We start from the raw sequence: 9,630 nt of genomic DNA, 5'->3' as shown, positions 1-9,630 counted from the left end.
CCGACGGCATCACGCTCGCCCAGGCTCTCGCCAAGGCGCGCGGCCTCTCGGACTTCGCCGCCGATCCGGCCGGAACGTTCATCTTCCGGTTCGAGCCCGCCAGCGTGGTGCGCCGCCTGAACCCGGCTACCAAGCTCACCGGCACGCCGCTGGTCCCGGTGGTCTACCGGATCAACATGCGCGACCCCAACAGCCTGTTCACCACCCAGGCCTTCCGCATGCGCAACCGCGACCTGATCTACGTATCGAACGCGCCGTTCACCGAGGTCCAGAAGGTGCTCACCGCCTTCAGCGGTGTCACGGGCCCGCTCAGCTCTGCGGCCACCGCCTACGCCTACGCCAAGTAGGCCAGGCCATCCCGCCGGCTTCCGGGCCGGCGGGGTTGGGAACTTGAAAACGCAAACAGGGCGCGGATGCCATCCGCGCCCTGTTTGCGTTTTCACATGGTGGGCCGCGCCGGAGTCCCCGGCGCGGCTCGGAAGAATTCAGCCGCGCTTGGCCAGCAGTTGCTCGATCAGCGAGCCGCCCTTGTCGATCGCCACCATCTCCTCGGCCACCGCGTTCACGGTGTCGCGGATCTGGTCCGCCGTGTGCTCGGAGGTGAGGAAGAAGCGCAGGCGCGAGGCCCGCTCCGGCACCGCCGGGTGGATGATCGGCTGAACGTTGATGCCCCGGCGGTAGAGCCTGTCAGACAGGGTCACGGCCTTCAGCGAGTCGCCCACGATGATCGGCACCACCGCGAGGCCGAGGCTGAAACCGGTATCGAGGCCGAGCTTCTTGGCGGTGGCGAGGAACAGGCCGCCCTTCTGGCGCAGGCGCTCGACCCGCTCCGGCTCGGCCTGCATCACCGCCAGGGCCGCCTCGGCGGCGGCAGCGAGCGGCGGCGACATGCCGACGCTGTACACGAAGCCGCCGGCCGTGTGCTTGAGATACTCGATGAGCGCGATCGGGCCGCAGATATAGCCGCCGCAGGTCGAGAGCGTCTTCGACAGGGTGCCCATCCAGATGTCGACCTCTTTCGGGTCGACACCGCAATGCTCGAACAGGCCCGCGCCGGTTCGGCCGGTGACGCCGAGGCCGTGAGCCTCGTCCACCATGAGCCAGGCGTCGTAGCGCTTCTTGAGGGCGACGAGGCCAGCCAGGTCCGGCGCATCGCCGTCCATGCTGTAGAGGCCCTCGACCACGATCAGCGCCCGGCGGTGCTCGTGGCGGGTGTTCTGGAGCAGGCTCTCCAGGGCGTCGAGGTCGTTATGCGCGAAGGAGCGCCGCTGGGCGCCGGAGAGCTGCGCGCCGGTGACGATGCTGTTGTGGGAGAGCGCGTCGTGGAAGATCACGTCGCCGGCTTCCAGCAGCGCCCCGATCGTCGTGACGTTGGTGGCGTGGCCGCTCACCATTACGATGCAGCCCTCGGTGCGGTAGTGCTTGGCCAGCGCCTGCTCGAGGCTGATATGGCCGGGCCGCTCGCCCGCCACCACGCGGCTCGCCGACGCCGAGGTGCCGTAGGCCTCGATTGCCTCCCGAGCCGCGTTGCTGACCCGGGGATGGCCGTTGAGCCCGAGATAATCATAGGACGAGAAGTTGGTGAAGGTCTTCTGGTCGATCCGCGTGGTTGCGCCGGCCTTCGCGTCGTGGACGCGGAAGAACGGGTTGCCCAGGCCGATCAGCTGCGCTGCCTGGCGTTGCAGCTGCAGCTCGCGATAGCCGGGCAGGTTCTCGAAGTTCTGCGCGGCCGACTGCCCGGCCGGGGAGGCCGCCTTGACGGGGACCGGGCGCGGCGTCGCGCGTCCGAGGCGGTTCGTCACGAAGCCGGCGAGCGCCCCGCGCCCGCCGTCAGGCCGTGCCGTATCGGTCATGGGTTGGTCTCTTTGATCTCGCTGGAAGTCTGCGCGATGAGTTCCCTGAGCGGCGCCATCATCTGCGCGTCGATCTCACCGCCGATATGCTTCGAGACGAGGCTCATCGCGACACCGGCGGCCTCATCCATGGGGGCCGAAACCGCCTGAATTAAGGACTCCGACAGCTCATTGACCGTCATGCCGGACGAGAGACCGGCCGGCGGTGCGTCGAGGGCGAAGCGCTCCTGCAGGCTGGCGCCCAACTCGACACCCATCAGCGAATCGAGGCCGATTTCGGAGAGCTGGCGGACCCGGCTGATATCGTCCTTCGGCAAGCGCAGGATGCGGGCGATATCCTCGACGATCGCGTCCGACACGGTCTTGCGGACCGCCTCCACGTCGCCCCCCTTGAGGAGCGCGCCGATATTGATCGCCTGGACGCCGCCGGCCTCCACCTGCTGGTCCGACCCGAGGTCGGCGTAGCTCGGCGAACGCATGGTCGCGAGCCGCTCGCGCGCCTTGCCCCAATGCATCGCCGCGATGGCGATTACCGCCTCGTCCGACGACGCACCCTGAGCCTCCAGCGCATCGGCCATCAGTTCGAGGCAGCGACGGGCCTCCATCGGGGTGACGCCGACGCGGCCGGCGAGCCCTTCCATGACCGCCTTGTTGCGGGCGAGCATCCCGACATCGCCGATCGCGCCCCAGGCGACCGCCAGCGCGGGCAGGCCGCGGCGGCGGCGCTGCCGCGCCAGACCCTCCATGAAGCCGTTGGCAGCGACGTAGGAGCCCTGGCCGGGATTGCCGATGAAGGTGGTCGCCGATGAGAACATGACGAAGTAGTCGAGGCTCCGGTCCCGGGTGGCGGCGTCCAGGTGCTGGGCGCCGATCACCTTCGGGCCGATCACCGCGTCGAGCGCTGCCGCGTCGATGTTGGCGATCAGGCCGTCCTGAAGCACCGCCGCGGCATGGAGCACGCCGGCGAGCTTCTTGCCGCCCTGCTCGATCTCCGCGATCAGGCGGTCCACCGCCGAGCGGCTGGTGATGTCGACGGCCTTGGCCTCGACCGTCACGCCGCGCCCGGCGAGTTCGGCGACGATCGCCTTGGCCTCGTCGGTGGTCGCGCCCTTGCGGCCGGCGAGCACGAGGTGCCTGGCGCCCTTGTCCACGAGCCAGCGCGCCGCCTCCAGGCCGAGGCCGCCGCCGCCGCGGGTGACGAGGTGGACACCGCTCTCCGAGACCGTGAACGGCCGGCGCGTGTCCTTGAGGATCGTCCCGGCCTTGGGCGGGCTGATCACGATCTTACCGATATGCCCGGATTGCTGCATCAGCCGGAAGGCATCCGAAGTCTCGGCTGCCGTGAACGGCTGGTAGGGCAGGGGCTTCAGGCCGCCGTCGTTGAACAGCGCCATCACCTCACGGAACATCCGTGCGCCGTCGTCGCCCTGATGCTGAAGCACCTGGTCGAGGTCGACGCCGAAGTAGCTGAGGTTCCGTCGGAACGGACGCAGGCCGATATGGGTGTTGGCGACGTAGTCACGCTTGCCCAGTTCGACGAAGCGGCCGAAGGGCCGCAAGGCGTTAAGCGAGCGCTCCATCGCCTCGCCGAAGAGGCTGTTCAGGACGATGTCGACGCCGTCGCCGGTGATCGCCCGGACTTCGTCCACGAAGGCGAGGGAGCGGGAATCGAGCACATGCTCGGCGCCCAGGGCCTTCACCAGGGCCCGCTTCTCACGGGAGCCGGCGGTGGCGATGACCCGCGCGCCCTTCAACTTGGCGATCTGCAGCGCGGCGAGTCCGACGCCGCCCGCGCCGCCATGGACCAGCACCCACTCGCCGCGCCGCATCCGGGCGCAGGAGACGAGGCCGTAATAGGCGGTGAGGAAGGCCACCGGGACGGTCGCCGCGGCCATCGGGTCGAGACCCTGCGGCATCGGCGCGACGACGAGCTCGGGCACCACGATATGGGTGGCGAAGCCCGACTGGGCGAAGGCGACGACGGGGTCGCCGACCTTTAAGCCCTTGATGCCCGCACCGACGGCCGTGACCCGGCCGGCGCATTCGAGGCCCAGGCGCGGGCCGGCGAAGCCGTCCTCCAGGATCTCCTCGGGTAGCATCGAGAGCGCCCACAGAACGTCGCGGAAGTTGAGGCCGGTCGCCTCGACCGCGATCTCAATCTCGCCCTTGCCGGGGGTGCGGCGCGCGGCCGGCCCCCAGACCATCTCGTTGAGGCCGCCGGTGTTGCTGCGCTCCAGGCGCGCGGCCTCGGCCGGGACGGCATCGGCCGGATCCCGGTGCTTCGGCCGGCCGGCATGGAAGCGCACGACCTGCGTCCGCTCGTCGTCGAGCACGATCTCGGTCTCCGGCGTGCCGGAGAGGATGAGGTCGCGCAGGCGCTCGGAGGCGCGCTTCGACGACATCTCGGGCGAGAGGTCGATGCGGCGCACGTCGAGATTGGGCGCCTCGTTGGCGAGGGTGCGGGAGAAAGCCCACACGCCGGCCTCGATGTTGGTGGTCTGGCCGCCGCGGTCGCGGGTGGCACCCGGCGCCACGACCCACAGGCGGGTCTGGCGGGCGCCGAGATGCTCGGTGCAGCGCTTCAGGCTGAGGCAGCGGTCACGCAGACGCTCGGCCGCCTCGCCGCCGCGGGTGAAGGCACCGGCCAGGAACACCACCGTGTCGGGGGTCTCCTTCTCCAGTTCCATCAGCGAGGTCTCGGAGTCGAGGATGATCGAGACATGCACGCCGCCCGCGACCAGCAAGGTCGCCAGGGAGGAGGCGGTCTCGGCCGCGAACTCGTCGTCCGAACCGATCACGAAGGCGAAGCTCTGGGCCGGGGCGGGGCCCGGACGCACCGGGGCCTCGGCGACCAGCAGCAGGTCGTCGCCGTTGGCCGAAGCCGCGCGTTCGACCGCGACCTTGACCAGACCGTGGGCGCTGAGCGTGCGCTGCCAACCCTCGATATCCTCGAGGCGCCCGACCGGCATGCCGCCGACCGCCTCCTCGAACCAACCGTTGGTGAGGCCGAACACGAGGTCGCGGAACAGGGACGCGCCCGGCTCCACGGCGACCAGCAGACCGCCGGTTGCGAGCGCCCCGGCGAGCTGGCCCGGGAGGGCGCGCTCGCCGCGATGCAGGCTGCCGGAGGCCAGGATCAGGTCAAAGCTGCCGGGGGTGAGCTCATCGGCCGCCTCGACGACCGTGGCGCCGTGGGTGAGCGACAGGCGGGCACGCTCGGCGAGCCGGCGATCGGTCTCGAACACGGTGAGCCGGGCCTCGGCAGCCGCGGCGAAGGCGGCGGCCTGGGCCGAGAGCGGGCCGAACCCGACCTGCAGGACCCGCAGGGCCCGCTCCTTCGGGAGCTGCCCGCGGCTCGTCTCGATCAGGTCGGCGACCACGTCGGCGGTGTGGCGCGCGGTGGCCGAGCGCATCACGAAGGCGTCGATGGCGCCCTGCGGCAGGGCCGGGGCCTCGGTCAGCTTGCCCGCGAGCAGGCGGTCGACCATGGCGCCGACATCAGCGATCAGCACCAGCTCGGCGGAGAGATCGGGATGGTCGCCGGCGATCCAGCGCATGATCTCGTCCGGAGCCGGCAGCGCGGAGCCGTCGCCCAGGGTCCAGTTCTGGCCGGCACGCTCGGCGAGCCCGCTGCTCTCCAGGGCGTAGAGGGCGTTGAGCAGCCAGGGGCGCAGGGCCTCCGGCACGCGCCGGTCGGTGACCGAGACGGTCTCGCCCTCCGCCAGCCCGGAGGCGAGGCGGTAGGCCAGCGAGGTCGCCCAGCCCTCCAGGAGGAGGTGCCCCGGCGACAGGGCGGCATCGGCCGGACCCTTGGCCTCTGCGGTGAGCGGACGCAGGCGTGCGGCCACGCTCGGCCGGCGCTCCATCGGGATCGCGGTCGGCTCGGTGGCGAGTTCCGGCATCTGCGAAATCGCGTAGGCTGCGAGGTCGCCGCCGCCCTTGGCGCGCAGGGCCTGGAAACGGCCCTCGCGGATGGTCGCGACCACCGCGCCGTCGGCGTCGAGCAGGGTGAAGTCCGCCAGGATCGAGCGCTCGTTGCAGCGCCGGGTCCGGATGATCGAGCGGGCGATCACGGCGCCGGGGCGCAGCAGCCGGACCTCGCCGAAGCGGACCGGGATATAGGCCTTGCCGGCATTCTCGCCGAGCAGGTCCGCGAACAGCAGGATCAGCCCGTGGAAGCAGGCGTCGAGCCGGGCCGGGACCAGCGTGAAGCGGGTATCGGGCTCTGCCGGAGTCAGGTCCGACACGATGGTGGCGTCATCGAGCCGGGCGCTCATGGCGACCTGCCGGAAGCTCGGGCCGAAGCCCAAGCCGGAGGCGCGGGCGCGGGCATAGAGCGCCTCGCCGGTCAGAACCTGCTCGCCGGCGCTGTCGAAGTCGAACCCGTTCAGGTCGGGCGCCTTCGGGGCCGTGAACGTGCCATCGACGATCTTGGCCTGGGCGTGGAGCTGCCAGGGGGTCTGGGTCAGGCGCGGGCGGCTGAGGACCTGGATGCCATTGCCGGTCCCCGACAGGCGTACCGCGACTTCGCGCAGGGCCTCCTCGGCGAACACCATCGGCGACAGGATCTCGAAATCCGCAAGGACCACCTCGTCGTGGCGCGTCGCCTCGCGGACGCACGCCAGCGCCATCTCGACGAAGCCGGCGCCCGGCATGATCACCTGGCCTTCGACGCTGTGATCCTCGAGCTCCGGCAGGGTCGCGGGATCGACGAAGCCGTTCCACTCCAGACCGTCGAAGGTGGTCCGCGAACCGATCAGCGGGTGATAGGGGCGGGCGCTCATGGCGCCGACGCTCTCGGGGGTGTCGGCCAGGCGGAACGGGCGCCGCTGCCACGGATAGGTCGGCAGGCGCACGTCGCCCCGGGGCGCGTCGCCGAAGAGCAGGGCCTCGTCGACCTGGGCGCCCTGGACGAGGGCGGCGCTGACCGCCTTGGCGATCGGGTCGCCGCCGGACGCCTTGCGGTGCATGACGCCCACCGTGGCGGTTTCGATGCCGAGCGGCTCGACCGCATCGCCGACATGGGACATCAGGGTCGCACGCGGGCCGACCTCGACGAAGACGCGGGCGCCGCGACGGGTGGCATCCTGCACGGCCTCGCTGAAGCGCACCGGCTCGCGGATGTTGCGCCACCAGTAGCTGGCACCGAAATTGTCGCCCTCCAGCACGCTGCCGGTGACGGTGGAGACCATTGCGGTGATACCGGCGTTGGCCTTCAGCCCGGCGAGGTCGCGCAGCAGCGGCTTCTCGGTCGGGTCCATCAGCCTTCCGTGGAAGGCGTAGGCCAGGTCGAGCTTGCGGCCGCGGCGGCGCTTGCGCGACAGGGCCTTGAGGGCGGCCTCGATATCGGCCACCGGCCCGGCGACCGTGACGGCCTTGGGGCTGTTGTAGGCGGCGATGTCGAGGGAGGGGTAATCCTTGAGGAAGGACTCGACCTCCTCGGCCGGCATCAGCAGCACCGCCATGGTGCCCTGGCCGTGCGTGGTCTCCTGGTGATGGCTGCGGTAGTAGATGACGCGGACGGCGTCCTCGAGGGTGAGGATACCGGCGGCCTCTGCAGCGGCGATCTCGCCAACGCTGTGGCCGAGCACGTAGGAGGGGATGAGCCCCTTGGCCTTGAGGGCCGCCGTCGAGGCGCTCTCGATGGCGAAGATCAGCGGCTGCGAGATGCTGGTGAGCGCCAGGCGCTCGTCCAAGTCCTCGGCGTAGAGGGCCTGCTTCAGCGACCAGTCGGCATAGGTCTGGAACAGCGTGTCGACCCGGTCGAAGGCAGCCCGGAAGGTCGGGTTCTCCTCGTAGGCCTCGCGGCCCATGCCGGCCCACTGGCTGCCGTTGCCGGAATAGACGAACGCCACCTCGGCGGCGCGGTCGACTGCGGTACCGGTGAACGCGTCCTGGGCATCCTCGCCCTCGCCGACGGCGCCCAGGGCGGCGGCCACGTCGGTCTTGCCGTCCAGCGCGATCGCCAGGCGGGCGGGCAGGCGCTCGCGCCGATGGGCGACCGCGGCGGCCACCGTGGCGACCCGGTCGGGCTCGGCCTCGAGGCGCTCGGCGTAGTCGAGGGCGAGCTCGTTCAGAGCGGCGCGGGTCTGGGCCGAGAGCAGCAGGACCTGGGCGGACGGCGCCGGGGTAACGGCGTCCGACTGGGAACCCGAATTGCCATCGGTGATCACGACGTGCGCGTTGGTGCCGCCGAAGCCGAAGGAATTCACGCCCGCATAGCGCTCGCGCGCGCCGCGGGTGATCGGCAGGGCTTCGCGGACGACGCGCAGATTGAGCTCGTCGAACGGGATGTCGGGGTTCAGCTCGGCCGCGTGCAGGGATGGCGGCACGAGGTCGTGCTCCAACGCCAGCGTCGCCTTCATTAGACCGGCCAGGCCCGAGACCGGCTCGGTATGGCCGATATTGGTCTTGATCGAGCCGATCGGCAGCGGCGCCTGGCGGCCGCGCCCAAGCTTGGTCCCGATTGCCGAGGCCTCGATCGGGTCGCCGACCGGGGTGCCGGTGCCGTGCGCCTCCATGAACGCGAGATCGTCGAGGCGGATCTCCGCGTCGCGGTACACCCGCTCCAGCAGGGCGCCCTGGGCGTAGCCGGAGGGCAGCGAGATGCCGGTGGTGCGGCCGTCGGAATTGATGCCCGAGGCTACGATCCGGGCGCGCACGGTGGCGCCGTTGCGCCGCGCAGCCTCAGCCGATTGCAGCACGAACACCACGCCGCCCTCCGAGCGCACGTAGCCATCGGCGTTCTTCGAGAACGCCTGGCACAGGCCGGTGCGCGAGAGCATCTGCGCGGTGGAGAAGCAGATGAAGTTGAACGGGCTCGCCAGCACGTTGACGCCGGCCACGACCGCCGTGTCCACGCGGCCGGACTGGATCGCCTGCACGGCGTTGTCGAAGGCGACGAGCGAGGACGAGCAGGCGGTGTCGACCGTAAAGCTCGGACCCTTCAGATCGAAGATGTACGAGATGCGGTTCGAGATGATCGAGAGCGTGTTGCCGGTGGCCGCGTAGGCATCGCCCGAGGCCGCGTCGAGAATGCGCAGGTTGCCGTAATCGAGCGAGGAGGCGCCGACGAACACGCCGATGTTGCTGCCGGCCACGCTCGACGGGCGCAGGCCCGCATCCTCGAGGGCTTCCCAGGTCAGCTCCAGCAGCATCCGCTGCTGCGGATCCATCTGCTCGGCCTCGCGCGGCGAGATGCCGAACACGGCGGGGTCGAACGACCAGATGTCGTCGATGATGCCGGCGGCCCAGGTGTAGCTCTTCCCGCGCTCCTGGGCGCGCGGATGCGCGAACCGGTCGAGGGAGAAGCGGTCACTGGGGACCTTGCTGACGGCGCAGCGGCCCTCGGAGAGGAGTTGCCAGAGCCCGTCGACGCTGGGGGCCCCGGGCAGTCGGCATGCGCGTCCGACGATCGCAATATCTGTACGTTGTGTCACGTTCGGTTCGCACACGCTCGTTATCGGAAGTCGGCTCGGCTCGCGACGAGTGAGTAACCTCTCACCCCTTACTGTGGCACCATTGCGGTGTCCAACCTGCCCCCAGGCAAGGTCATCCCTGCCCAGCCAGATTGCGCTGGGCTGTGACATGTATTCATCAGACTGCAGTCTAGTGCCAACAGCCGAAATGCCAAGTTTGCACCATTTGACCGCCTGTTGAGACGGTCCCACGACCATCGAAATGCCACAGTTGCGGACTCGCGGACGGAGCCCGTCTAGCGGTATCGCCAGGGTTTTCCAAAGAGATCTTTGCCGCAGCCTGCAGATCTAAGACCGCA

Annotated in this window: 2 protein-coding genes and 1 pseudogene; 1 reads left to right on the top strand and 2 read right to left on the bottom strand. The window is 70.2% G+C overall.

Annotation, left to right across the window (positions count from 1 at the left end; genetic code table 11):
• Nucleotides 1-347: pseudogene (locus AO398_RS10680) on the top strand (sugar transporter); the annotation flags it as partial.
• A 138-nt stretch (nt 348-485) separates the two neighbouring features.
• On the opposite strand, the gene AO398_RS10675 reads toward AO398_RS10680, so the two are convergent.
• On the bottom strand, nt 486-1,853 hold the full coding sequence (locus tag AO398_RS10675; protein WP_058192026.1) for an aminotransferase class I/II-fold pyridoxal phosphate-dependent enzyme: 1,368 nt from the start codon (nt 1,851-1,853) through the stop codon (nt 486-488).
• Nucleotides 1,850-9,292 (bottom strand): type I polyketide synthase, encoded by a 7,443-nt coding sequence (locus AO398_RS10670; RefSeq protein ID WP_201025741.1) that lies wholly within the window; start codon nt 9,290-9,292, stop codon nt 1,850-1,852. Before AO398_RS10670 ends, AO398_RS10675 begins: the two co-directional genes overlap by 4 nt.
• Nucleotides 9,293-9,630: the final 338 nt, after the last annotated feature.

The sequence above is a fragment of the Methylobacterium sp. GXS13 genome (assembly GCF_001455965.1).
Taxonomy (GTDB): Bacteria; Pseudomonadota; Alphaproteobacteria; order Rhizobiales; family Beijerinckiaceae; genus Methylobacterium.
Note: the sequence above shows the minus strand (reverse complement) of the source record. Positions and strands in the feature narration are given on the sequence as shown.

Coding starts and splice junctions, on each gene's coding strand:
- AO398_RS10675 (WP_058192026.1), bottom strand. CDS start 1,853: ATGACCGATACGGCACGGCCTGACGGCGGGCGCGGGGCGCTCGCCGGC.